21 protein-coding genes are annotated in these 24,823 nt (G+C 37.7%); 6 read left to right on the forward strand and 15 right to left on the reverse strand.

Annotation, left to right across the window (positions count from 1 at the left end):
- Positions 1-96: 96 nt before the first annotated feature.
- On the reverse strand, positions 97-465 hold the full coding sequence (locus CXF85_RS03410) for a glutaredoxin family protein (protein ID WP_101227335.1): 369 nt from the start codon (positions 463-465) through the stop codon (positions 97-99).
- A gap of 206 nt (positions 466-671) precedes the next feature.
- Positions 672-1,223, reverse strand: a complete 552-nt coding sequence (locus CXF85_RS03415; RefSeq protein ID WP_101227105.1) for a DUF2058 domain-containing protein — start codon at positions 1,221-1,223, stop codon at positions 672-674.
- 460 nt (positions 1,224-1,683) lie between these two features.
- On the opposite strand from CXF85_RS03415, the gene CXF85_RS03420 reads away from it, so the two are divergent.
- A complete protein-coding gene (locus CXF85_RS03420; protein WP_101227106.1) occupies positions 1,684-1,962 on the forward strand; it encodes a peptidylprolyl isomerase in 279 nt (92 codons plus the stop codon).
- A 411-nt stretch (positions 1,963-2,373) separates the two neighbouring features.
- On the opposite strand, the gene CXF85_RS03425 is transcribed toward CXF85_RS03420, so the two are convergent.
- The 8 genes from CXF85_RS03425 to CXF85_RS03460 form a co-directional block, all read right to left on the reverse strand.
- A complete protein-coding gene (locus tag CXF85_RS03425) occupies positions 2,374-3,669 on the reverse strand; it encodes an inorganic phosphate transporter (protein WP_101227107.1) in 1,296 nt (431 codons plus the stop codon).
- A gap of 10 nt (positions 3,670-3,679) precedes the next feature.
- Complete coding sequence (locus CXF85_RS03430) at positions 3,680-4,360, reverse strand: TIGR00153 family protein (RefSeq protein ID WP_101227108.1); 681 nt, start codon at positions 4,358-4,360, stop codon at positions 3,680-3,682.
- A gap of 216 nt (positions 4,361-4,576) precedes the next feature.
- Positions 4,577-5,278, reverse strand: a complete 702-nt coding sequence (gene phoU, locus CXF85_RS03435; protein ID WP_101227109.1) for a phosphate signaling complex protein PhoU — start codon at positions 5,276-5,278, stop codon at positions 4,577-4,579.
- Positions 5,279-5,321: 43 nt separating this feature from the next.
- The gene (pstB, locus tag CXF85_RS03440; RefSeq protein ID WP_101227110.1) at positions 5,322-6,161 is read right to left on the reverse strand and encodes a phosphate ABC transporter ATP-binding protein PstB; all 840 of its coding nucleotides are present in this window, start codon (positions 6,159-6,161) and stop codon (positions 5,322-5,324) included.
- Positions 6,162-6,264: 103 nt separating this feature from the next.
- A complete protein-coding gene (pstA, locus tag CXF85_RS03445; protein WP_101227111.1) occupies positions 6,265-7,902 on the reverse strand; it encodes a phosphate ABC transporter permease PstA in 1,638 nt (545 codons plus the stop codon).
- A 186-nt stretch (positions 7,903-8,088) separates the two neighbouring features.
- Positions 8,089-10,437, reverse strand: coding sequence for an ABC transporter permease subunit (locus CXF85_RS03450; protein ID WP_101227112.1), 2,349 nt, complete (start codon positions 10,435-10,437; stop codon positions 8,089-8,091).
- A gap of 397 nt (positions 10,438-10,834) precedes the next feature.
- A complete protein-coding gene (gene tviB, locus CXF85_RS03455; RefSeq protein WP_101227113.1) occupies positions 10,835-12,115 on the reverse strand; it encodes a Vi polysaccharide biosynthesis UDP-N-acetylglucosamine C-6 dehydrogenase TviB in 1,281 nt (426 codons plus the stop codon).
- A 105-nt stretch (positions 12,116-12,220) separates the two neighbouring features.
- Positions 12,221-14,962: an SLBB domain-containing protein gene (locus CXF85_RS03460; protein ID WP_232771058.1), complete on the reverse strand. Its 2,742-nt coding sequence runs from the start codon at positions 14,960-14,962 to the stop codon at positions 12,221-12,223.
- Positions 14,963-15,381: 419 nt separating this feature from the next.
- Here CXF85_RS03460 and CXF85_RS03465 point away from each other — a divergent pair, with 419 nt between their 5' ends.
- Together CXF85_RS03465 and CXF85_RS03470 are read left to right on the forward strand one after the other, a co-directional pair.
- Positions 15,382-16,821 (forward strand): peptide MFS transporter, encoded by a 1,440-nt coding sequence (locus CXF85_RS03465; protein WP_101227115.1) that lies wholly within the window; start codon positions 15,382-15,384, stop codon positions 16,819-16,821.
- Positions 16,822-16,929: 108 nt separating this feature from the next.
- Positions 16,930-17,508: a 5-formyltetrahydrofolate cyclo-ligase gene (locus CXF85_RS03470; RefSeq protein ID WP_101227116.1), complete on the forward strand. Its 579-nt coding sequence runs from the start codon at positions 16,930-16,932 to the stop codon at positions 17,506-17,508.
- A gap of 32 nt (positions 17,509-17,540) precedes the next feature.
- On the opposite strand, the gene CXF85_RS03475 is transcribed toward CXF85_RS03470, so the two are convergent.
- Positions 17,541-18,458, reverse strand: a complete 918-nt coding sequence (locus tag CXF85_RS03475) for a tRNA pseudouridine(65) synthase TruC (RefSeq protein WP_101227336.1) — start codon at positions 18,456-18,458, stop codon at positions 17,541-17,543.
- 12 nt (positions 18,459-18,470) lie between these two features.
- Positions 18,471-18,809 (reverse strand): YqcC family protein, encoded by a 339-nt coding sequence (locus CXF85_RS03480; RefSeq protein WP_101227117.1) that lies wholly within the window; start codon positions 18,807-18,809, stop codon positions 18,471-18,473.
- Between the two features lie 291 nt (positions 18,810-19,100).
- Between CXF85_RS03480 and CXF85_RS03485 the strand changes: the two genes are divergently transcribed.
- The 3 genes from CXF85_RS03485 to CXF85_RS03495 all read left to right on the forward strand — a co-directional run bounded on the left by CXF85_RS03485 (position 19,101) and on the right by CXF85_RS03495 (position 21,722).
- Positions 19,101-20,153 (forward strand): DUF3549 family protein, encoded by a 1,053-nt coding sequence (locus tag CXF85_RS03485; RefSeq protein WP_101227118.1) that lies wholly within the window; start codon positions 19,101-19,103, stop codon positions 20,151-20,153.
- Between the two features lie 12 nt (positions 20,154-20,165).
- Complete coding sequence (locus CXF85_RS03490; RefSeq protein ID WP_101227119.1) at positions 20,166-20,468, forward strand: DUF3301 domain-containing protein; 303 nt, start codon at positions 20,166-20,168, stop codon at positions 20,466-20,468.
- 117 nt (positions 20,469-20,585) lie between these two features.
- Positions 20,586-21,722 carry a hypothetical protein gene (locus tag CXF85_RS03495; protein WP_101227120.1) on the forward strand — a complete coding sequence of 379 codons (1,137 nt, stop codon included), beginning with the start codon at positions 20,586-20,588 and terminating at the stop codon, positions 21,720-21,722.
- A 162-nt stretch (positions 21,723-21,884) separates the two neighbouring features.
- Here CXF85_RS03495 and CXF85_RS03500 read toward each other — a convergent pair whose 3' ends face one another.
- From CXF85_RS03500 to CXF85_RS03510, 3 genes are all read right to left on the reverse strand, one after another.
- Positions 21,885-22,301, reverse strand: a complete 417-nt coding sequence (locus CXF85_RS03500) for a putative zinc-binding protein (protein ID WP_101227121.1) — start codon at positions 22,299-22,301, stop codon at positions 21,885-21,887.
- Positions 22,302-22,437: 136 nt separating this feature from the next.
- Complete coding sequence (locus tag CXF85_RS03505; protein WP_232771074.1) at positions 22,438-23,967, reverse strand: cobyric acid synthase; 1,530 nt, start codon at positions 23,965-23,967, stop codon at positions 22,438-22,440.
- A gap of 118 nt (positions 23,968-24,085) precedes the next feature.
- A complete protein-coding gene (locus CXF85_RS03510; RefSeq protein WP_101227123.1) occupies positions 24,086-24,817 on the reverse strand; it encodes a histidine phosphatase family protein in 732 nt (243 codons plus the stop codon).
- Between the last annotated feature and the right edge of the window lie 6 nt (positions 24,818-24,823).

Consider the following 24,823-nt stretch of genomic DNA (forward strand, 5'->3'; position numbering starts at 1 on the left):
ATAGACACAGTTTTATGGTAAATAATTTCAATAATAATTGTTAAATTAGCTATTCATATTTCAATAAAACATGGGTAGCTTATTGAAATATTAAAGCTAAGCAGCCTTAGTTAGTCCTTGCAAGTGACTAACCACATCATTTGACTCATATAACCATTGCACTTGACCATCAGCTTTTTCAATACGTAAACAAGGTACTTTACGTTTACCGCCTTCACGAATAAGCTCTTGTTGAAAATCATTTTTTCCGCTGATATTACGTAGCTCGATTTTCAAACCTTCACGCTTCATGGTACGACGAACTTTCACACAAAATGGACACGATGGTAGTTGATACAAACTTAATGTTTGTGTTTTGTCATCAATTTTAGCTTGTTCTTCTACGGCACGTTTTGGTGAACGCGGTGAAAAGATAAAGTTTAGCAATAAAATTAATTGCCCTATTGGCCAACGGATAGCTTTCATCAACATAATAATTTACAACTCTTGGTAATCTAAAAAAGCTAACATATTGTTTATGCTAGCGACTATGATAATACTGTTACTATTGATGTACTCGACACCAAATTTTCCGATATTCTAACATAACTAGCGGTTATTTATCCGCCAGTTATTTGCTCTGGTGTTATCTAACCATTAATGATCTACGTAACGATAACGTTATGAAACGTCTACCACATCATATCATCAGGGATTTGATAATCTGCGTACGGGTCATCTTCATTTATTTCTTCCGCTTCGACCTTGTCGTTTTGAACTAATATGATGCTACTGTCGAGTTCAGCTACTTTGGCAGCTGTTTCACTAGTGACAAGGTAAGTTGTTTCGTTTAAGCCACACAGTGCCAAGCGACCATTCACTAATGCTTTATGTGTGATGGTATCAAGGAATAATTTTTTAACTTTAGTACCAAAAGTGTAGTTATATTCACTTTCACCTTTAGCACCTTTTATTTGGTGATGTTCAAGGATTTGATTGATACGTAATTGTTGTTCTTTATTAGCAAGCTCACTATTTTTTGCATCATTGAGCGCTGTATCTTTAGCTAACTTTTCAGCTTGTGACTTAGCTAGATCTTCTTTGACTTGCTCTTGCAAGCTAGACCCATGCTGTACACCACTACGTTTTTGTTTGTTTTGTTTACGTTGGTCAGAGTTAGCTTGACGTGATTTCTGCTTGGTAGTCAAACCCGCTTTAAGTAATTGTTCTTGAAGAGAGGCCATAGGTTATCCTTATTGTATTAGTACGATTTAAGTACCTTTGAGTACAATTGTTGAATCAAAATTGGCGCTATTCTACCTATATTTAAGCTGAAGTGCGAATCGACTAAGCAATATGTATGCTTCAAAGTACACTTTGAGTCATTACCCATCTGCAATAACAACGGATAAGGTGAAAAATGCCATTATTAATAGTTAGCGTTCATCGTTAAATTCAGTGCTAAGCTGAGATTTCCCCAGAAATTTAAAATAGGGTAAACATATGAGGCCTCAGTACTTTAAGCGCGTTAAAACGTTTTAAACGCCCTTCTCTTATAGCTAATAGTTTAACGAATTCAACAGCTAAGAAATAACTTTTATTTACCTGACTTTCAATTATTAATTAGATGCGTTAATGTACGTCTGCTCAATTATAAATATTTCATAATAAATATAATTTCACATTACAGAAATAGGAAGAAGTATGTCTCAAGCAAGTGCACGCCACCTTTTAGTGGATACAGAAGAACAATGTTTAGCCTTAAAAGCTGAAATTGAAGCAGGTAAAGACTTTGCTGATGTTGCTAAAGAGCATTCGAACTGCCCATCAAATGCCCAAGGCGGCGATTTAGGTAGCTTTGGCCCAGGTCAAATGGTTCCTGAATTTGATAAAGTTGTTTTTTCAGCGCCTTTAAATACAGTACAAGGTCCTGTACAAACTCAGTTTGGTTACCATTTATTAGAAGTTACAGCACGTGACTAAGCTGCGATTAAATAGAAGCGCTTCAGGCGCCTCGATTTAATAAAGCTCTATTATTAAAGCTAGACTTCTTAAATAGAATAAAAAAGCCGCAACAAGTTGCGGCTTTTTTGATTCTGTTATCTGGATGTTTTCTAGGTAATACCAATTACACTAATAAATTGATCAGCTTAGAGTTGTATTAGCGAGCTTAGAACAAGCAAAATTACTTAAACATAGTTATTCTATATTTCTTTAATTTTGAGCAGTTATTAGTTTGCTAATAAACTCCCAAAGGGCGAGTTTAAAAGGCTTGTATGCGGCGTTATTAATTTTGAGAAGGGAATAACCATTCTCTTCAATCAATGCCTTGCCTCTAAGCCTTTTAATTCTCGCTAAGTCGTCAATTAATTAATGTACTTGGTATAATACCGACTAACTAAATGTAGCCTGCATAATCCAGAAGAAGATGATAGATAAACCAGCACCTACAGGTAAGGTAATTACCCAAGAAACAACGATGTTACGTACTACAGTCAAATTAATCGCTGCGATACCACGTGCCATACCCACACCTAACACAGCACCAACTAAGGTTTGCGTTGTAGAGATAGGTAAACCTGCACCAGAAGCAATAACTACCGTACTAGCCGCAGCTAATTCAGCAGCAAAACCACGACTTGGCGTTAAGTGTGTAATGCCTTGACCGATGGTTGCAATAACTTTATGACCAAATAAGGCTAGACCAGCAACAATACCAAAACCACCTAGTGGTAATATCCACCAAGCAATCGCTGATTTAGCAGCAATCTGTCCATCATTTTCAACAATACTTACTACTGCAGCTAATGGACCAATCGCATTGGCAACATCATTTGAACCATGGGCAAAAGCCATTGCACAAGCAGTAACAATCATAAGCACCGCAAATACTTTTTCAACATTGGCGTAATGGGCTTCTTTAGCAAGTGTCTCATCAAACTTTAAACGGCTAATAAAGAATTTACCAATTGCAGCAACAATAACAGCAACAATAGCGGCTAAGTAGAAACCACCTGCACCTTTAATTTCAAAGTTAACAAAACCTAAATCAATATTTTCTAGGCCAATATGCTTAAGGCCTTTTTTGATAGTAACCAGTGATAAAACAAAACCAGCTAGGAACATGTAGGCAGGAACCCAACGTTTTGCTTGTTGTAGTGGTTTCTCTGTATCAAAAATAAGTTTTTGCGCACTATTAAAAATAATAAAGGCGATAATACCTGATATAAGCGGTGTGATAATCCAACTACCAACGATACCAACTACCTTGCCCCATTCTACAGCCTCAACACTAACACCTACGGCAGCAAAACCAACAATAGCACCAACAATAGAATGCGTAGTAGATACCGGCCAACCTAAAGCTGAGGCTATTAATAACCAAGTAGCTGCAGCGAAAAGTGCAGAGATCATGCCGTAAACAAGTAACTCTGGTGTATCAATAAAGTAACTAGCATCAATGATGCCTTTACGTATAGTTGAGGTAACTTCACCACCGGCAAGATAAGCACCGGCAAATTCAAACACCATCGCAATAATAATGGCTTGTTTAATTGTTAATGCTTTTGAACCTACAGAGGTTCCCATCGCATTCGCTACGTCATTGGCACCAATACCCCATGCCATGAAGAAGCCAACTACGGCAGCAAGGATTACAAAAGTGCTGCCTGAGTTAAGTATAATTTCCATCAGTTAAGCCTTATTTTCTAGCCAGAAGAATTTCTAAACGTGCACCTACACGTTCAGCAAGATCGGCTAAGTCGCCAACCCAATCAATAATTTGATATAAGAACATTACATCAATTGGATTCAAATCCTTTTCAATCGCTAACAAGTTTTTACGCAAAATAATTTGCAAGCCATCGGTGTCATCTTCTATAGCATCTAATTGATTAATCATTTTCTCAACCAATGCTACTTCACGACCGCGAAAGCCCGTTTCTAATAAATCATCTAATTCATTAATCGCTTCTGCTGCTTTTTCTGTCGCATCAATACAGCGTTCTAAATAAATAGAAAACTCAGCTTGTAAGCTAACAGGTACTTCAAGCTTACGCCCTAATACACGACCAGCGATATCTTTTGCTTTGTTTGCTATTTTGTCTTGTTGGGTAAGTAATTCAAGTAAGTCAGCTCTATCAACTGGCATAAATAAACCACCGGGAAGCTCTAGACGTAATTGACGTTTAAGGGTATCAGCATCTTGCTCTAATTTTGAAAGTTTACGACGAATTTTTGCCGCTTCACTCCAGTCTTTTGCAGTACATGCTTCAAAAAAAGGAATAAGTTGTTTACTACATTTAACAACTATTTGAATATGTTTTTCTAACGGTTTTATCGGTGATTTTGCAAATACACCTAAGATTGAATTTTTAGCCATAATTGTGTTTCCAGTCAGTATAACTCTAGTCATTGCAATTCGTCGCGGATAGTACCCCATTTAACTTCTAATGTTAAACGCTAATATAGGGTTAAATTGTTGTCTTTATTAGCTAACCGTAACCGTGTAAATGTTTTTTTGCTAGGCACTAGTATAGTGCATAGCTAATCACTTGAATTTATTGTGATTTTGAATGAACACTCTAATTTAAATATGTTATAAGTTTTTTATATCTTCTGCTGTGGTATGGCGTACAACCTTACCTTTAACAAAATAAATGATGTATTCACAGATGTTTTGACAGCGATCGCCAATACGCTCTAGTGCTCGCGCTGACCAAATAACCGTCATCACTTGTGGAATGGAGCGTGGGTCTTCCATCATATAGGTCATAAGTTGACGCATTAACGCTTCATACTCACGGTTTATTTTGTCATCCATTTGATGAATTTTAATAGCCGCGTCACAATCCATGCGAGTAAAAGCATCAAGACTTGCTTGCAAAAACTCTAATACACGTCGACCTAAGTTATCTAGATTAACCAGTAAATCTTGCTGTGATGAAGAGAAGCTTTCTAGCGCAACTTTCGCTATTTTCTGAGCCTCATCACCTATTCGTTCTAAATCAGCAATGGTTTTTACAACGGCCATAATTAAACGTAAATCGCCAGCAGCTGGTTGTCGTTTGGCGATAATACGTGTGCATTCATCATCAATACTGACTTCATAAGCATTAACTTGATAGTCGTTAGTTAATACTTCTTTAGCCAAGCTAACGTCAGCTTGTTCAACAGCAGCGAGTGCATCAGTTAATTGCTTCTCAACTAAACCGCCCATATGCATGACATTATTAATGACGCGTTCTAAATCTTCATTGAATTGGCCTGAAATATGACGACCAATTTGTACATTATCCATGGGATGTCCTTTAATAAGTATTTACTTAATCAATCGTTAACTATTAACCGTAACGGCCAGTAATATAATCTTCAGTTTTCTTTTTCAGTGGCGTGGTAAATAAAGTATTAGTATCACTGTACTCTATTAAATCACCCATATACATAAATGCAGTTTGATCTGATACACGTGCTGCTTGTTGCATGTTATGCGTAACGATTACCACGGTAAACTGCTTTTTAAGATCATTGATTAACTCTTCAATGGTCAAAGTTGAAATAGGGTCGAGTGCTGAAGTAGGTTCATCAAGCAATAATACCTCGGGTTGAATAGCAATAGCACGGGCAATCACTAAACGTTGTTGCTGACCACCAGAAAGGCCTAAGGCACTTTCGTGCAACCTGTCTTTTACTTCATTCCAAAGCGCCGCACTACGTAATGATTGCTCTGCCGCTTCATCAAGTTTTCGGCGGTTATTTTCGCCCATAATGCGTAAACCATAAACCACATTCTCATAAATGGTTTTAGGGAAAGGGTTAGGTCGTTGAAACACCATACCGACTTTTCGTCTTAGCTCGGCAACATCTACATGTTTGTCATAAATGTTATTACCATGAAGATTTATTTCGCCCGTTATATGGCAATTATCAACTAAATCGTTCATACGATTAATAGAGCGTAATAGCGTAGATTTACCACAACCACTAGGACCAATGAACGCTGTTACCTGCCCTTTGGGAATAGACATAGTAATATTATTTAGCGCTTGTTTTTTACCATAGAATAAATTTAATTGATTAATATCTAAGGCAACTTGTTCTGGTGTTAAATTGGTTAAATCTAACTTTTTTTCAAAGGATGTATCTGAGCCAGGCGCTAACGCTTTTGGGCTAATAGAAATCATAATAGTTGTTTCTCTAATTACTTTTGATTAATCTTTATTTACTAATTACTAAGTGTCATAAGTAATTTAAACATTACTCATGACTAAATATGGTCCGAGCAAACTAGTGCTCTAGCATCTTATATCTTTCACGTAATTTATTACGAATTGAAACGGCGGTCATATTCAAAGCAACAATGATAGTCACTAATAGTAAGGCTGTTGCAAAAACCAATGGACGTGCGGCTTCAACATTGGGACTTTGGAAACCAACATCATAAATATGAAAGCCTAAATGCATGAACTTTCTATCTAAGTGTAAAAATGGGAAGTTACCATCTAAAGGTAAATTAGGTGCCATTTTAACAACACCAACCAGCATTAACGGGGCTACTTCGCCTGCTGCTCGAGCAATCGCCAATATGATACCCGTCATAATAGCAGGGCTCGCGATAGGTAAAATTATACGCCATAAGGTCTCAGCTTTGGTTGCACCTAAAGCTAAAGAGCCGTGACGCATTGCTGAAGGAATGCGTGATAAGCCCTCTTCAGTTGACACAATCACTACAGGTAATGTCAATATCGCCAATGTTAATGCTGACCATAAAACACCTGGAGTTCCAAAGGTAGGGCTAGGTAAGTTTTCTGAATAAAATAGTTGGTCGAGTGAACCACCCACCATATAAACAAAGAACCCTAAACCAAATACCCCGTAAACAATAGAGGGTACGCCGGCTAAGTTGATAACCGCAATGCGTAGCAGCTTAGTAAATGCATTTTTACCGGCATACTCATGTAGGTAGATAGCCGCGATAACACCAAACGGTGAAACAATGACTGTCATTAATAACACCATAAGCACGGTACCAAAAATAGCAGGGAATACACCGCCTTCTGTATTAGCTTCACGAGGGTCTTCGATGAGAAATGAACCAATATGGCTAAAAAATAATAACGTTTTATCAAAGGTATTAAGTTGGTTGTTAAATGTGACTTTAAGAATATATTCAAAGTTAATAGTAACAAGTTGACCGTCCATAGCACGCATCACGATATGATCACGTGATATCTGCTCTCGATATCCCATCAGCTCTTTTTCTAGTATTTCGTAGTCCTGGTTCAGTGCCGCTATTTCGCTATCAATTTCTACTTGTAACTCAGCGGTTAGCTTATCTTGCAATTGATATTTACGCGTTTTTAATCGCAAACGTTCTAGTTGATAGTTGATAGCACCAATATCTGACTTTTGTAAATCATCGATCTGGTCTTGAAAATTATCAACACGCGTTAATAATTCATCCAACTTGTTTTTATCTACTTCTTTTCCATCAACCACGACACTTTCAATAAAACCGTAAAAATTACCATGAGTACGACGTTCAACGACAACTAAATCTTTTGGTGTTTGTGTCTTTTGAATGTTATGACTTAACAACCAACGAAAATCTAAACTCACCAGCTCGCGGTTACCTGTTTTGATTAACAGACGTTCTAATATTTCTTGTTCTGGATCAAGCGCCAAATTTAAATGTGCTAATTGGCTTACCGGAATTTGCTCTCTATCGTAGATTTCACCAATAACAACACTCTTAGCGCCATGTTGATCGGTAAGATCAAATTGATATAACTCACTTGGCCAAAAATATGACAAGCCACGTGATGCGATAAGCCATAAAAGGCCTAACACTGAAATTAAACTGATACTTACGCCACCTGCCGATAACCATATCCACGGTGAACCCGACCTAAACCATTTATTCATAAAAAACTCTTAATTAGTAAGTAACTATTAACTTGTCGCTAGAGCGCCCAATTTATGCATTAAAAGTACTCATTGATAGTCATCAACTCCGTGCTTTTTCTTTCAAATTGAGCAATCTAGCTTAAAGCTGAATAGCCACTTTTTCTTAAAATTGTTTGATGTATCTGAAACTCAAAATATTATCTACTACATTGAGCTGTATTTTTCTCTTAATCTTTGACGAACAAACTCTGCTACTGTGTTGAAAATAAAGGTGAAGATAAAGAGTACAAAGGCTGCCAAGAATAATATTCGGTAATGAGAGCTGCCCACTTCCGACTCAGGCATCTCTACCGCAATGTTTGCTGCAAGTGTTCTCATCCCCTGGAAGATACTCCAATCTAAAATAGGTGTATTACCCGTTGCCATCAAGACAATCATTGTTTCACCAACCGCGCGACCAAGGCCCATCATCACAGCAGAAAATATGCCGGGACTGGCAGTTAGCAGTACCACACCGATTAATGTTTGCCATTGTGTTGCCCCTAATGCTAATGAACCGCTAGTTAGGTGACCTGGTACACTAAAAATTGCATCTTCAGCCATAGAGAATATGGTAGGAATAACAGCAAAGCCCATCGCAATACCAACAACTAAAGCGTTACGTTGGTCAAAATTTATACCTAAATCATTGGTTAGGAATTGGCGCATATCGCCATTAAAGAGACTATCTTCGAGCAGTGGTGATAAAGAAAACGCCGCATAGGTGGCTAGTATTATCACAGGAATTAACAAAATGGGTGCTAATGTTTCTGGCAGTTTGTCTTTGAGCTGGTTTGGTAATTTATGCCAAGAAAACGCAGTTATTAGTGTTGCTAAAGGTAAGAAAATAAATAACAGGAATATTGCTGGTAAATACTCTTCCATTAACGGCGCTAACCATAAGCCTGCCAAGAAACCTAATATAACGGTAGGTAATGCTTCCATCATCTCAATGGTAGGTTTAACTTTTTTACGCATTCCTGGTGTCATAAAGTATGCGGTATATATCGCAGCAGTTAAGGCAATAGGTACTGCAAATAACATCGCATATAAAGCAGCTTTGATGGTACCAAATGAAATCGGTACTAAAGAAAACTTGCCTTCAAAATCATCCGAGCCTGATGTTGATTGCCAAACATAATCTGGCTCAGGATAACCTTCATACCAAACCTCTTGCCATAATGCCTGCCAAGTAACTTCCGGATGCTCATTATGAACACTAAAAGCTTGTAAACTTTTCTTCGTAGTATCAAGTGCATCATTAACAATAACAATTAAACCATTAGCTCTAGGGGCGATAGTAAACGTTTCAGGTTGAGTTGAAGTTAACTGTCCTTGCCATAAGTGCGCTGCACTCGTGGTATAAAAGGCATTGACCATGCCACTTTGTGTCATAGTGTAGAAGCTTTTTCTATATTGCTCAGTATAAATAGCAGTTATCGCGTTTGATGTTTGGCTGTTATTATTAGAGCTATTCTGATCATCATCTGACTTGAAGCTTCGAATCTGTTTAAATTGGCGACCTTCATCTGTTGCGACTTCAAACCACTGACTGACTCGTCCACTGCTGTCACCTAGCAATACTGAACTACTACCTGAAAGTAATCCCATTGAAGTAAGGTAAGTATTATCATTATCTAGTGTCGGTCTAATTGTTGCTTTAAGGCTAACGTCTTCGTCATCATTTAACGAATACACATACACGATTGAAGCACTTCGAATAAAAGCTAAACTTAAATCTGGTGTTACTTTTATTTCATCAATAACGCCTTCAGAAAGACCATCAAAAAGCTCAACTTTTTGAAAAATAGTTTCGTATTCAACATCATCGCCATCGCTAGAAGAACTAAAATCATCTTCAGCAATAAAGCTGGTTTTTATTAGACGTTTATCTTTAGTAAAACCAACAAAAACGATTCTTTCATCATCCATTGCAAAAGCTAATTGAGAAAGCGGTATTTGTTGTTCATCAATTATCAGTGACTCTTGACCGAGAGGATAATTGACTTGTGGGATTATTTCACGGGTATCATTCGCGTAGGTAGCATAAAAGCTTGGCTGAATTAATAACGTTTTCCCTTTGGCTGTATGCAGTAATTTATTCTCTGAAAAAGAGTTAACTACTTTAACAACCTGCTCTTGATTAAAGTCGTCACTTACAAATAAAGACGTTGAAAGCGAGTTATCACCAACAGAAAACTGATTTTCAGCTTTAGGGTCGCTGGCTTTTAAATGATAAAAATCAATATTGCCGGCTGCAGTTATTTGATAGGCCAATTCTTTCAGCTCATCAATACCACTACCTAATACTTCTCCATTACTTGTAGAATCAATACTAATATTAACTGTTTGCTCAATTTTCGCTGATTCAAAAATTGGTTTTACCACATACAGTAAATACATGAATATCAATACAAGAGTAAACAAAACACTTATACCACCTAAGGTGATTAACCATTTTGCTAAAGAGTTTTTTATTCCACGACTACGGTTCGAACTAATAAGAGTTGCCACTTAATTAACCTTATCTTCAATAAACTATCAAGTAGCTTATCCAATATAGAGACTACGATATAATAATGAGGCAAGTATAAGTCAGTTATGTGACAATTTTATTACAGCGCTAAAATAGCTATAAAATTACTCGGGTATAAAAGAAGTAAAAGAAATAAAAAAGCAGCTTCCCTGTGAGTGCTGCTTTTCTATATTTTAGAAGTGATTTTATGGCTTTATTTCGTTAGCGATTACCACCAAAATTTAATATCTAATGATATGTTCCGCTGTGGGTGAATTGAAAATCACTAGCTTAATTTTTTAAGCTGATTCCATTTATTAAATTTTCATTTAAAAGGAAACCCTTATCTGACGGATCACACAAGGGTTTTATGGTATGAATACCGCTTAAAGTAGATTATAGGCGAATATCAGCTAACTCAGCATCAAGCATATACTTTAGATCATAAATGACATGTTCACTTTTCATCATTGCTTTAATCTCAGCAGCAGATAGTGCTTTAAAGTCATTATGCGCTACCGCAAAAATTACCGCGTCGTAATGACCTGGCTTAGGGGCTGAAATTAAATCTACGTCATATTCATGCTTAGCTTCCTCTGGGTTTACCCAAGGGTCATAAACATCAACATTAATATCAAATTCAGCTAATTCAGCTAAAATATCTATAATTCCAGTATTACGAACATCTGGACAATTTTCTTTAAAAGTTAACCCCATAACAAGTACATTAGCACCATTAACAGGTAACTTTCTTTTAAGCATGGTTTTCACTAATTGTGAAACCACATATTCTCCCATAGAGTCATTAATACGACGACCTGCAAGAATCACTTCAGGGTTATAACCAATAGCTTGTGCTTTGTGCGTTAAATAATAAGGATCAACACTAATACAGTGACCACCGACAAGACCTGGTCTAAACGGTAGGAAATTCCACTTAGTTCCTGCGGCTTTCAATACTTCTTCTGTATCGATATTTAGTTTATTAAAAATCACCGCCAGTTCATTGATTAAAGCAATGTTTAAATCTCGTTGAGTATTTTCAATCACTTTTGCCGCTTCAGCCACTTGCATGCTTGACGCTTGATAAGTTCCTGCGGTAATAATTGATTTATAAAGGTTATCCACAAAATCAGCAATTTCAGGCGTTGAACCAGAAGTAACTTTTAAAATATTAGTTACTCGACGCTCTTTATCACCCGGATTGATACGTTCAGGGCTATAACCTGCATAAAAATCTTTATTAAACACGAGACCTGAGTGACGCTCGACTTCCGGCAAACAAACCTCTTCGGTGGCTCCTGGATATACTGTTGATTCGTAAATAATGATATCGTCTTTATTAATCACCTTGGCAAGCATGGCACTCGCTTTGATTAATGGTGATAAATCAGGTTGCTTATTGTTATCTATAGGCGTTGGCACAGTAACAATATAAACATTACAGTTTTTTAAATCATCAACCTCTGCTGAATATGAAATAAACTCAGAGTCAGCTAATTCTTCACTTGATACTTCTAAAGTGAAATCATGGCCTTGTTTTAATTCTCCAACTCGTTTGGTGTTAATATCAAAGCCCAACGTTGGGTATTTTTTACCAAACTCTACCGCTAAAGGTAAACCAACATAACCTAAGCCGATAATGCCTAGTTTCACATTTTCTAATGAGTTCAACATACTAGGTCCATTTATTTTGTTTATGATTTATTGTCTTACTAATAAATTCTATTAATTGGTCGAGGTAACAACAAAAGTCTGTCATTACCTCATGAATTACGTTTACTAGATACCGCTGATAGCGGCTATTGCTACGGCTGAGTTATAGATAATGCCCGTTACACTACTCCATAATGCTAAGTTGTTCATGTATTCAGCATCGAGTGGTACAACGATAGTATCACCTGGTTTTAAGTTATCTCCGGCATCACTGGTAAACCAATTACCACTGGCCATCATCTTAATGCTGCCATTGGCAGAGATAATATAAACCCTTTCTACATCTGCACGTTTTTTACTACCACCACTTTGCGCTAGGTAATCTTCAGCTGACAAGTTAATGTCGTAAATATGTGATGACGTCACTTGTACCTGACCAACAACGTTAATAGAGTTTTTCATGGTAGGTACGTAAAGTACATCACCACCTTCAAGTAAAACATCATAATGTGTATTACTAATGACCTTAGGTAAATCAACCACTAAACGTCCGACTGGCTGGACATTCGCCATATCCGCTAGCATTTGCTGTACTTCAGCATAGGATTGCGAGTAATTTTGGTCTGTCATCGATTTAGACGCCATTTCTATACGTAAATCAGCGGTCAATTTCAATAAGTTCTGTTGTTCAAGTTCACGTAATTGTACACGGGTAAAAACGGAACCTTCTTGATGAGCAAATTGGGTAAAACCACCCGCTTTAGCAATTAAATCAGCTAGGCTTTCACCACGACGAACGGTGTATTTTCCAGGAAAGACAAATTCACCTCTAAGTTCAACGACATTATTTTGGCTCCATGCCGGAATCTGATGGATGTTCAATCGATCTTTCGAGCTTAATAAAACATTATCATTTTCATCACCCGCAAGCGCGGCACTTAAACTTACTGCAACAGAAGTTTGTTGTGCCATGTGGTTAACAATTTGATTACGAGTTACTTCAGCACGCACAACATAGGCAGATTCTGTTAAGCCACCTGCAGCAGCAATAAGGTCAGCAACACGGGCACCTTTAGCTAATGGGTAAACCCCAGGGAATTTCACTTCTCCATCCGCTTCAATTAACTGGATAGGTTGGCCTGACTTACCTTGACGCTTTAATTTTTCAATAATTGGCATTAACAAGCGTTGGCGAGAGAAAATGGTAAGCTCTTTAAGGTCAAGCTCTTCTTCTAGCTCGCCACCACTAAATTGGGCAATGGATTTTTCAATCAATTTAGCCTCAGCAGCTTGTTCGCTATCAAATTGAGCAAGATGCTCTTCATCACCATACTTTAGCCAAAACTGCTTTTGTTTATATTTATCTTTAGCTAGTTCTTGTTCTTTTTTAGAAAGATTATCTTGAGTGAATGCCAGAGCGTCTAAATCAATTTTACTGTCGACTAATTTGACAATATTAGCAAAAACTAAAATCTTATCGTTGCCTGCTAAAATAATGTTATCTTTTGAATTAGGTGCAGAAATAGCTTTAGATAAATCAAATTGAAGTATTTCAATATTACGGGCAATATCTATTTCACGCACCACAATGGAGTAATTAAGATCGGCCGAGTGTAATAAATGAGAGTCGATATTAGGGAAAATATCGGTAATACGTTGGCCTGTTTGCCATTGATATTTTCCAGGGCGAGTTACTGCGCCGATAACGGTGATCGAATGCTCAAACATTTCAGCGGCCTTCATAACATGAACGGCATCACCTGCTTGCGCTTTTTTAGCTAAATCACGGCTTTTAGTTAAATCTATGTTTACTACTGTGCGTAAGGCGTCTTGATTATAACGCTCAACACGGGTTGTTTTTGCAAAGGCTGTTGGTAATAGACCGCCAGCCATTGTCAAAATATCTTTAAAATTACAATCGTCATTTAATTCATAAATAGCTGGGCGTCTAACTTCACCTTCAACGCTGATAGTATTACCTTTAGGCGCAATAAAAACCACATCGCCCGATTGTAATAACACATCGCTACTTGAATCGCCGCTAATCAACAGGTCATATAAATCTAAGGTAGTAACTAGCTTACCGGCACGTTTAAGCTGGATATTACGTAAACTACCGATATCACTAATACCACCAGCAGCAAAAATGGCATGGGTAATACTTGATAATGAACTTAAAGTATAAGGACCTGGTTTAAAAGCATCGCCTAAAACAAAAATCCGCATAGAGCGAAGAGAAGCCATGCCTACAACCACATCAACACCAATGACTTTTTCTTTAATGCGTGCGGTTAACAAGCGCTTCATTTCGTTGAATGACAAACCTGAAACGGTAAAAGGACCATGAGATGGGAAAATTATTTGTCCCTCGCGGTTCACTGCGAGCTCCAGTTCATCTGTTTCTTTGCCAAATATTTGAATAGAAACGTTATCGCCTGGGCCAATGATATAATCGGCAGGAATGGCTATATCCATGGTCGGGGCAAAGGTTTGTGGGGAGTTAGCAAAAACATCATAACCAAAAGCTTTTAATTCATCACTTTTTTCAAGCTCTTCTAGTTCTTCTTCATCTAGAATAGGGTTACCTTGCGCATCAAATTGAGTACCACGAGGAAAAACTTCAGTGTTCGTTTTTTCTTCGCTAGAGCCGTTATTAGATAACTGCCCTTTTATGCTATTTAGATCAACGCCCATGCTTTTAGCAAGCGCTTCTTGTTGTGATGGTGGCAATTTTTTAAATTGCTCTAATTGCTGTTGACTTATCTCACCATTGGCTAAGACTTTCATTGGCAAACTGGCAAGAGAAAAAGTCAATATTAGCAAAGCGCCAACAAATGGACTTAACAAATTAACATTGTGATTATTCATAAAATTTTTTATGGCGCTTATCATTGTCGCAAAATTCCTATAAAGCCTGTGCGGTAATACATTTAAAACAAGGTTCATACCTATCCATGAAAAATATCATAACCTCATTCCTAACTCCGAGTCCTAAGAACACCAAGTTTAATCACTAAAATTAGTGACGACGAAGTTTACCAGTATAAGGTGATGCAAACAATATGTTAACTAACCTTGTCACTCCATATTATTGCCCTAGCACTTAGTAAGTGCTAGGAAACATTTCTCTACAACCTCCAAAGCACGGTAACCATTGATTTGTAGCAAAGCTTGCCTTTATTTGTTCACGCAGGTATAACACCCCTTTACTAAAAAACATTAACTTAAAATGTTACAGTAAAAAACTAACGCTAACGATTATAAAAAATAAAATCTAGGATTATTATATGACTCAACCTAATGCGGGTACGCTGTTTGGCCACCCTAAAGGACTGTTCCTTTTATTTGGTACTGAAATGTGGGAGCGTTTCGGTTATTACGGTATGCGGGCCTTATTGGTATTGTATCTAATTGCCTCAACACAAGACGGCGGTTTTGGCTGGACTAACCAAGAAGCATTAAGACTCTATGGTTTCTTCACTATGGCTGTATATTTAACACCGGTCATCGGTGGTTGGTTAGCTGATAACTATATCGGTCAACGTAAAGCTATCATATGGGGCGGAATGATTTTTTCCTTGGGTTATTTTACCTTAGGTATCCCTAAGTCGATGATTGTCGGCATGGAAGAAACGGTATTTTATCTCGGTTTAGCACTTATTATTATTGGTAACGGTTTATTTAAAGCCAATGTTTCAAGTTTAGTGGGCGAGCTTTATGAAGATGGCGATCACAGACGTGACGGCGCTTTTACTATTTTCTACATGGGTATTAATTTAGGTGCTTTCTTAGCTCCTATTACTGTAGGTGTACTTGGCGAAACTGTTAACTGGCATTACGGCTTTATCTTAGCCGGCTGTGGTATGTTAATTGGTTTAACCTTACAACTGACTTTAGCGAATAAATATTTAGGTGATATTGGTGTCGAGCCATCAGCTAAACGTACAAAAGGCGAACAAAAAGCAGATGCACCGTTAACGCCCCAAGATATGGACCGCATGAAAGTTATTTTAATTATGAGCATGTTCTCGGTTATTTTCTGGGCTGGTTTTGAACAAGCGGGTGGTTTATTTACTATTTATGCCTCTGACTTCACTGATCGTACTCTCTTTGGTTTTGAAATTGCCGCTTCATCATTTCAATCATTGAATGCGATGTTCATTATTTTATTAGCACCTTTTGTTGCCTCTACTTGGGTTAAGATGGGTTCAAATGAACCAACCTCACCGAAGAAATTCGCACTGGCGATGTTGTTTTTAGCATTAGGTTTCTTTGTGATGTTATGGGCTACTATGGTTCAAGGCGGCGATGTCGCGGTGAAAGTAAGTATGTTGTTCCTAGTTTTTGCTTACTTATTCCACACATTGGGTGAATTATGTTTATCACCAATTGGTTTGTCTATGGTAACTAAACTAGCACCGCTTAAATTTACCTCATTATTAATGGGTATTTGGTTCTTCTTTACCGCTTTATCAAACTGGTTAGCTGCATTTATTGGCTCATTTGTTGGTGAAGGTGAAGAGATGGTCAATAATGCCGCAAACATCTTTATGGGTGTTGGTATTGGCGCTTTAATTACCGGTTTTATCATCTATCTTTCAGCTGGTAAATTAGTTGAATGGATGCATGGCGCTGAAGGTGATAGCAGCCATGATTTAGAAGCTAAAATTGAAGAAGAAATTTCTGTGACAGGTACTCATGAAGGTATTACTGAAACACGTAGCTAATTCGTACAAGTTACAAGAATAGTATTAAGCTGGACGAGCAATCGTCCAGCTTTTTTTATGCTTAATAAACAGTACGCGCCAACGATAAGATGACATAAGATAATTATAATGAATATACGTTCACAATTACGAAAAGAAGTCAGACAACGCCGTAACGCACTATCAGTAACACAGCAGCATAATGCATCGATTGCTTTAACTGAAAGATTGTCTACTCATAATAAAATCCAACAAGCAAAACGTATTGCCATCTACTTAAGTAATGATGGCGAACTGTCGACTAAGGACTTTATTGACTGGTGTTGGCTGAATAATAAAGAAGTTTACTTACCGGTAGTACATCCATTCAGCCCTGGTAATTTACTCTTCTTACATTACCGACCAGAGACCAAACTAATTAGTAATATTTATGGTATTTTAGAGCCACTATTAGATGTCACTAAGGTTTCCCCTTTAGCGCAGCTTGATATTATTTGTACGCCACTGGTAGCGTTTGATGAAACGGGCGCAAGGTTAGGCATGGGTGGTGGTTTTTATGACCGAAGCCTAGTTCACTGGCAGCAAACTAAGCTTTATCCTCTTGGTTTGGCTCATGATTGCCAACGCGTAGCACAGGTTCCAGTAGAGAGTTGGGATATTCCCTTACCTGAAATAATCACACCGAATAAAAACTATCTTTTTATTTAGATAGTACTAAAAGTATTCACTAGATAACCGCCTTAGAATAGTGGCCATTCAAATGCAGTAAAAACCTGTTGCCATTGCCCGTCAAAAGGCGCTGATATTTTAATCCTTTCATTGCTAACAGGATGATTAAACTCCAATGACTTAGCATGTAGCATTAACCGTTTAAAGCCAAAGTGTTCAATAAAAAATGGGTTTTGTTTGTTATCACCATAATTGATATCTCCTAAAATTGGATGACGTAAATGTGCCAGATGACGGCGAATTTGATGACGCCTGCCAGTGATAGGACGCACTTCCACTAAAGAATATCGCACACTATCGAACTTGCCGACTTTTATTGGCAAACTCGCTTGCTTTTTCACTTGATAATAACTTTGAGCAGATTGTGCTGGTTTGTCACGGCTAACATTTTTATCTCCCAGCTTATCTAGCTTTTCTTTCAAAGCATGATCAATTAAGTCTGTCGGTACGGCTAAATGACCACGTACTAAAGCGTAATAGGTTTTCACCATGGCTAAATCACAGGTATCAGTACTTTTATTAGTGTCCAGTTCTCCGGTATTATCTTGCTGAACTACCCTATGTTCAGACTCTGCCTCTAACTCTGAGCTTACCTCCGAATTCAGCTCTGACTTAGGCGCTGCTTGACTACTCTTATTGGCAAAAGCCTCATTTAACTTAGTGGCAACCTCTTTTGTTAAGGCAAAAATCAGTACCCCTGAAGTCGGTCGGTCTAAACGATGAACGGGATAAACATATTGCCCCACTTGATCACGTACTAGCTGCAAAGCAAAATAAATTTCATCTTTATCCATATAACTTCGATGTACAAATAAGCCAGCAGGTTTATCAACCGCTACCATAAACTCATCTTGATAGAGGATAGTGAGTACCGGTTTTTCCGGTTCAATATCCCCAACAAGTGCCATATCCACCATAGAGCTATTCATATCATTCATCGGTTACTTACCTTGTTCAGTTAAGGTTTTATCTATTTTTTGGATAACATCAAATAAAGGTTTCGCATTAACTGATAAGTGCTTAAAAGCCTCCTCAGCCATGGGTGTTATTGATATATTTGTAGGTAACGTTTGTTGTTGATTTATCATCGTCGTTATCTTGGGAATAAATATAAATTGTAGCCATTGCTCAAATGTTAAGGTATCACAGCAAAAAGGTGCGCTACTTGAAAGCTCAACAATACTCGGCTGACTCGTTTGCCAGAGATTAAGTGATTTCAGCTCACCGGCTAACGTATCAAGCAAGGCAGTGATAGGTTCAATATCTTTTGTTTTTATCATTTGTAATTACTTAAGCTCGGTTCTTTAAGGTGATTATACCCATTACATTACGCTTTTATCTGGTTGTGCACCGGAAAATAAATTAGGACATAGCGCTCGATTGAGTAATAGCGGGCTATTGAGATTGAGAGCAATGCTGACTTGGAGAATTTTAATCCGCACAAGTGACAATAATTTAATGAAATAGGTATTACTTTAGGTCAATTATTTTAGCTACATAGTTTTACTATGTTAATGGCGTCATTATCCTTATAATAACTTGCTATAACAAGCGACAATAATTTTGGCTTTATGACTGACACAGCACCAGCAACAAACATAGCAACCCTATCAGAATTACTTAAACTTTCAGACTCACAATATCGCCTTTATGATATTGGTCGACTTGTCAGTAAGTTACCTAAAGAACAGTTTGAAAAGGTTGAATTAAATCAGTTACCTTACCCTACCCCGGCTCAAGGTTGTGCTTGTATTGCAATAGCCTTTTGGCAGAAAAAATCATCACAGCCTTACTTATGGCTATTAAAATTACCCCTTGATGAGCGCGGCTTATTAAACCAAGGGGCAAGAAATCATTTTATCGCTATTATTGTCGAAGCCCTAGGTGCTGACTTAACCCAAGAAACCTCCAAAAAACAAGAAGAGTTACTGAGCAGTAACCCATATCTATTTACGCCCGCTCAATATAAACTTGCTAGCTTAAACAGCAAAATAAAAGTCGATTTAAAGCAACCACCTAGTGAATATTTTTCACCTTTTAAGCAATACCTTAGCAATACTTCAGATTGGAGTAACTGGCAAAGTGTTGGCGTGCAGGGCATTACAGATTTTATTGCTCGAATAAAGCATGATAACCACAGTGAGTTGCTTCTCAAGGCACTACCTAATTTACCTGATGAAGTCTTGTCGCCTGTTTGTAGCGCTTTAGAAAATGAACAATATCCTGTAGCGTTAGTTGATGCACTGGTAAGTTTGTTTACAACAACACTGGAAAACACCCCAACCAATGCAAAAAAAGCACAGTTATTACGAGCACTCGCAGCCAGTAGTCACCATATTAATGTTAAAAACATGGTTGAAAAACTGTTGAGTAACCCTCACGTAAATAACGAATTACTTATTACTTTATCTAGTCGATGCTGGCAAGCATTAGCTGATGAAAAAATTCTCATGAGTTATTTTGAACACTTACTCAGTAATAATGACTTAACGCTGTTTTCCAGTATTTTTAAAGATTTGGTAACTATTCCATTAATAAGACCCATCGCCTTTGGATGTATACGCAGTGAGAATCGCTCTGTAAAACTAGCACAAGCTATAGGGCAATTATTTAGTCAAACGTAGGAATTACCATTTATGGAAAACATTTATTATTTATTATTCTTTTTTTTATTTTGCTGGTATTTTGTTTACTTAAGACAAGTATCTGAAGCCGCTAAATGTCATGTGAATCGTTACTGTAAAGACGGTGGTTTACAGTTTATTTCATTGGCTAGGCGCTCAAGTAGAGTGAAATTTACCAAGAAACATGGTTTGTGCATTTATAGTACTTTTGATTTTGATTTTAGCGGTGACGGTGAGTCAAATAACCAAGGCTCCCTCACGCTTTTTGGCTTAAAGCTAGAGCAAGTCGAATTACCCGCTTACCGTGTAAATTAGTACTGACCTGTATAATTAAACCCATCACTATGGTTATTGGGAAGTTTTATGTACCATCAATTAGGTGTTAAGTTAATAAAAACAATTACCTAGTTCAATCTATTTATTGGAGCTTTTGTGCCATTTTTACAAGCAGTTTTTTGTCTAAAAGGGTTTGATGACCGTAGTCGATTTTTTGCCACTGCAATAATTTCTCTGTTGGGTTTTATCTTTTTCTCTGCAATTTTTTCCGGCTATTGGGCGGTAAGCTTTGTTATCTTATTACTATTGACCGCAGTACTCACCTGTAGCACCAAGCGCCGTTTACATGACGCTAAACTGAATAAAAACTGGCAGTTAGTGCCCGGTGGTTTACTTTTACTTACCGGTGTACTGAGCTTATTTATTGAAAACAGTAGCAGCTATTATTTATTAATATTACCGACCTTAAGTATCGCGCTTTTACTCACTTATCCAAGTAAGAATCAAAAAAATCATATATTAGGCTATTACGGTCCTATTGACCTAAGTCTTTATATAAAAGGTCCTGTGGTGATGAAATCTCATAACCAACGCATTGAACCTACATTAGTTACTCATGGGACTAACGAGCAATTTTATATTAATGAAGCAGTAGAAGCGCAAAGTACCACTTTCGATAAGCAATCAGAATTTGAAACTAGCAGTAAACAAACTGATATTGGCGAACTTATTCGCTTAAAGTTCCTAAGTAACCGTAAATTACAGCTTGGTATTATCGTGGGTATATCATTTGTTTTTATCGCGGTATTTATCAATAGTGCCTTTAACGCTATCAACCAGGAAAGTACCGATATCCATAATACTGAGTTGAGTGAGCCGCAGGTTTTGTCTAATAATCTCGTGACTACTACTCTTGCCAATAAAGAACATTTATTAGCCATGCCTGATAATTTCAATTTATACTTATCAGAGTATCGAGGCATTATTATTCATTGGCAGGCAGATCAAGTTTCGAATGGCGAACTCTGGTCGCAAGTATCTGCCAGTGGTGATAAAAGCTGTCAAAGCATAAGCTTTAATAAAGGTTCAGCTATTCGCCCTTTGGCTGTTGTGGTTGAAAATGGTAGTGAATATTTTGCTAGTTTTTCTCCTCTTGATAGTGGTGAATTAATACAAGCACTGGCTTTTCGTGGCAACTTCTCATTATGCGGTTATAAGTTTTCTCTTAAAGGCAGCCAAGCTGTACTTGGAAAGAACAATCAATACGCACCTTTCTTAGACAAAGACGCTTAAATAAGCGTTCAGCGTAATATTGTAGAGTTACCAGATACAAAAAAAGCTGCTCAATTAACATTGGCAGCTTTTTTGTAATTATCACCTATTATCTAGGCTCATTAACAAAGTACTCTTTAGTAGAGTCGCTTCTTAGCAAAGGCTTTACCTTTACATTTGCCTTTATTGAGTAAAACCAATACCGGCCTTTATCAAATCAGCGTAGATACTTTTCATCGCAACGGTATTCTCGGTAAGAGAATCATTCCACTTATCGCGTTTATCAAACCCTAAATCGCTAATTTTAAAATAATGATCCGTTTTGATACCGCTTTTATCCAAGCAAGCTTTAGTACAGCCTAATTCACAACCATCAATGGCAATAATAGTTCGCCCTGACTTGGCTAGCTCCATTATTGGTTTAACATTACCAACTACGCCTGAGATACAAGACATATCAGCAATACCATCACCATCGAGGGTTAATGAAATATTATGCGCCATTTGTGCGAGGTTTGAGCAACCAGAGCAAGAATAAACTATTGGCTTACCCTTTGTATTGTCATTATTTATTTGAATGTTTTTTTGTAAATTCGTCATTAAAGTCACTCCTTAGCTACTTTATTAGTTACCCGATTAGCTGGCAACATTACCAATAGAAGCATTTTAACAAGTAAAAATAACTAAGAATTGATTTAGATCACTACAACAAATAATACCCATCTATATTGTGTGGTTAATTGTACCATTGGGTAACTATTTTTTTTATTTTAACCATATCTAAGTGTGTTTGACAGGCGGTACTCACACGTTCAATCGCTTGCTCTTCAAGCGCTTCAACACTCGGCGCTTTGCTTACGTCATGTCCAAGCCACGACATAAAGAGTTGTAATGCTTCGGGTTGATCAAATAATCCATGTAGATAACAACCGGTTATTTGTCCATCACCACTTAACACCCCCTGCCCCTCACCTTGAATATTAAGTAAGTGAGTGGATTTTGTTTCTTTATCCGTGTCCTTAACCGTCAGAGTGCTCTGCCCAGCATGAATTTCATAGCCCTTAATTTCAGCTGTTTTTCCTGCAAGCTGCAAAATACCTGAAACATTTGTTAAGGTTTTGTCAGCCTTTAACACTGTTTTCATAGCAAAGTAACCAAGCCCTCTACTCATTCCTGATTGCCCTTCTAATCCTTCAGGGTCATCAATCAGTTCTCCTAACATTTGATAACCACCGCAGATGCCTATCACCTTACCTTGATAGCGTAAGTGTTTAGCAATATCATCATGCCAACCTCGTTTACGTAAAAAATCGAGATCACTACGGACATTTTTACTGCCTGGTAGAATAATGAGGTCACAAGGCGGAATAGCTATTTTTTCAGGGTTACTTTCGTCCTTCGATCCCTTAGCAAAAAGGAACTGGCAATCAATATCTTCATGATGGCGTAAGGCATCAAAGTCAGTATGATTACTCATGTGCGGATAAACTAAGACAACAATGCGTACTTTTTCTGAAGTCGAACTGCCTTCAACGGCCGCTTGTTTGGTTACTAAAGCATCTTCTGAGGAAATATCTAAACCATGCAAATACGGCAAAACACCTAACACGGGTTTATTTGTTCTTTCCTCTAACCATGTTAGCCCTGATTCAAGTAATTTAATATCACCGCGAAAGCGATTAATGACAAAGCCCACTACTCTATCTTGCTCTGATTGTGACAACAGCATTAGGGTGCCCACCAACTGCGCAAAAACACCACCTTTGTCAATATCTGCAATAATTAAAACGGGGCAATCAACGGCTTCAGCAAAGCCCATATTAGCAATATCACCCTCGCGTAAATTTATCTCTGCGGGACTTCCTGCGCCCTCAACGACCACTAAGTCATATTGCTGTGTTAATCGTTGATGCGAGCTAAGCACGGCTTGCATGGCAATTTTTTTATAATATTGATATTCGCTGGCTTCCATGTTCGACGAAGTTTTATGCTTAAGTGCCTTGCCGTGTACAATAACTTGCGCGCCAGTATCGCTATTAGGTTTAAGTAATATAGGGTTAAAATCGACATCTAACGCTAAACGTGCCGCTTTAGCTTGTAGCGCTTGTGCACGCCCAATTTCACCACCACAAGGAGTAACCGCGCTATTAAGCGCCATATTCTGCGGCTTAAAAGGTGCCACTTTAATGTGTAAATCAGCAAACACACGACACAAGCCAGCAACTAGGGTAGTTTTACCCGCATCAGATGTTGTACCTTGTACCATAAGTGTTTTACATTGTGCTTTGCCTTGCTCCGCTTTAATCGGCTCAAAAGAGCACTCAGTCTTATCTTGCTCAAAAGAGCTCTGCGTAGTGTTAATGTTACTTGGCTTAGTTGCCATTCTATAATTCCTCAAGAAATGGCATAGCAATGCTAGTCACTTGTTGATGTAGTTGTTCATATTGATAAGGTTGACTAATAATAATGCGAGACATACTGCCATGACCAATCTGTAATTTTTGATGCCAGCTGGCTTTTTGCCAATCGAGCTGTAATATATGCGCTAAAATCATACGAATAACGCCGCCATGAGCAACAACTAAAATTCGTTTAGCTATTGCCGATTCTTTTTTCTTTGTAACAATAGTTACTTGCTCTGCGATCAGATCCTGCCAAGCCTTTACCACTCGATGATTGAAATCTGACAACGCCTCTGCTCCTGGTAATACAATTTCAGCAGGTGCCTGAAAAAACGCTTCAAGTTGTGACCAATGCAATTCAGTTTTAACTTTATGGTGTTGCTCATTTTTAACCGAATTCCCTTCAAAAAAACAATCTTCAAAATAAAGATCATCAAAGGCAATGCCATCAAAGCGGCCAAAGTTCATCTCTTGTAAATTGGGTGATATTTCTAAGGGTAAGTCACATCGACGGGAAAACTCTTTCGCTAAAAATTGGCAACGCGTTAAAGGTGAGCAAACAATACTCTGATAGGCTTTATTTGTTTGTTGTTGGCTAATTAAAGACTCAAGTAAACGAGCATTTTCTGAAGCGATAGGCGTAACATCAGTACAGCCATATAATGCAGGCTTACCGTCAACTTTAACATGTCTTATTAAATCAATTTCAAGCATGAAAGG

It is taken from the genome of Colwellia sp. 75C3, assembly GCF_002836255.1.
In the GTDB taxonomy this organism is placed as follows: domain Bacteria; phylum Pseudomonadota; class Gammaproteobacteria; order Enterobacterales; family Alteromonadaceae; genus Colwellia.

What these genes read in the sequence shown, in the direction of transcription:
- CXF85_RS03500 (WP_101227121.1), bottom strand. Translation starts at nt 22,301, where the DNA reads ATGACGAATTTACAAAAAAACATTCAAATAAATAATGACAATACAAAG.
- pstB (WP_101227110.1), bottom strand. Translation starts at nt 6,161, where the DNA reads ATGATTTCTATTAGCCCAAAAGCGTTAGCGCCTGGCTCAGATACATCC.
- CXF85_RS03510 (WP_101227123.1), bottom strand. Translation starts at nt 24,817, where the DNA reads ATGCTTGAAATTGATTTAATAAGACATGTTAAAGTTGACGGTAAGCCT.
- phoU (WP_101227109.1), bottom strand. Translation starts at nt 5,278, where the DNA reads ATGGATAATGTACAAATTGGTCGTCATATTTCAGGCCAATTCAATGAA.
- CXF85_RS03470 (WP_101227116.1), top strand. Translation starts at nt 16,930, where the DNA reads ATGAATATACGTTCACAATTACGAAAAGAAGTCAGACAACGCCGTAAC.
- CXF85_RS03460 (WP_232771058.1), bottom strand. Translation starts at nt 14,962, where the DNA reads ATGAATAATCACAATGTTAATTTGTTAAGTCCATTTGTTGGCGCTTTG.
- pstA (WP_101227111.1), bottom strand. Translation starts at nt 7,902, where the DNA reads ATGAATAAATGGTTTAGGTCGGGTTCACCGTGGATATGGTTATCGGCA.
- CXF85_RS03430 (WP_101227108.1), bottom strand. Translation starts at nt 4,360, where the DNA reads ATGGCTAAAAATTCAATCTTAGGTGTATTTGCAAAATCACCGATAAAA.
- CXF85_RS03490 (WP_101227119.1), top strand. Translation starts at nt 20,166, where the DNA reads ATGGAAAACATTTATTATTTATTATTCTTTTTTTTATTTTGCTGGTAT.
- CXF85_RS03485 (WP_101227118.1), top strand. Translation starts at nt 19,101, where the DNA reads ATGACTGACACAGCACCAGCAACAAACATAGCAACCCTATCAGAATTA.
- CXF85_RS03475 (WP_101227336.1), bottom strand. Translation starts at nt 18,458, where the DNA reads ATGAATAGCTCTATGGTGGATATGGCACTTGTTGGGGATATTGAACCG.
- CXF85_RS03420 (WP_101227106.1), top strand. Translation starts at nt 1,684, where the DNA reads ATGTCTCAAGCAAGTGCACGCCACCTTTTAGTGGATACAGAAGAACAA.
- tviB (WP_101227113.1), bottom strand. Translation starts at nt 12,115, where the DNA reads ATGTTGAACTCATTAGAAAATGTGAAACTAGGCATTATCGGCTTAGGT.
- CXF85_RS03505 (WP_232771074.1), bottom strand. Translation starts at nt 23,967, where the DNA reads ATGGTACAAGGTACAACATCTGATGCGGGTAAAACTACCCTAGTTGCT.
- CXF85_RS03410 (WP_101227335.1), bottom strand. Translation starts at nt 465, where the DNA reads ATGAAAGCTATCCGTTGGCCAATAGGGCAATTAATTTTATTGCTAAAC.
- CXF85_RS03480 (WP_101227117.1), bottom strand. Translation starts at nt 18,809, where the DNA reads ATGATAAAAACAAAAGATATTGAACCTATCACTGCCTTGCTTGATACG.
- CXF85_RS03415 (WP_101227105.1), bottom strand. Translation starts at nt 1,223, where the DNA reads ATGGCCTCTCTTCAAGAACAATTACTTAAAGCGGGTTTGACTACCAAG.
- CXF85_RS03465 (WP_101227115.1), top strand. Translation starts at nt 15,382, where the DNA reads ATGACTCAACCTAATGCGGGTACGCTGTTTGGCCACCCTAAAGGACTG.
- CXF85_RS03425 (WP_101227107.1), bottom strand. Translation starts at nt 3,669, where the DNA reads ATGGAAATTATACTTAACTCAGGCAGCACTTTTGTAATCCTTGCTGCC.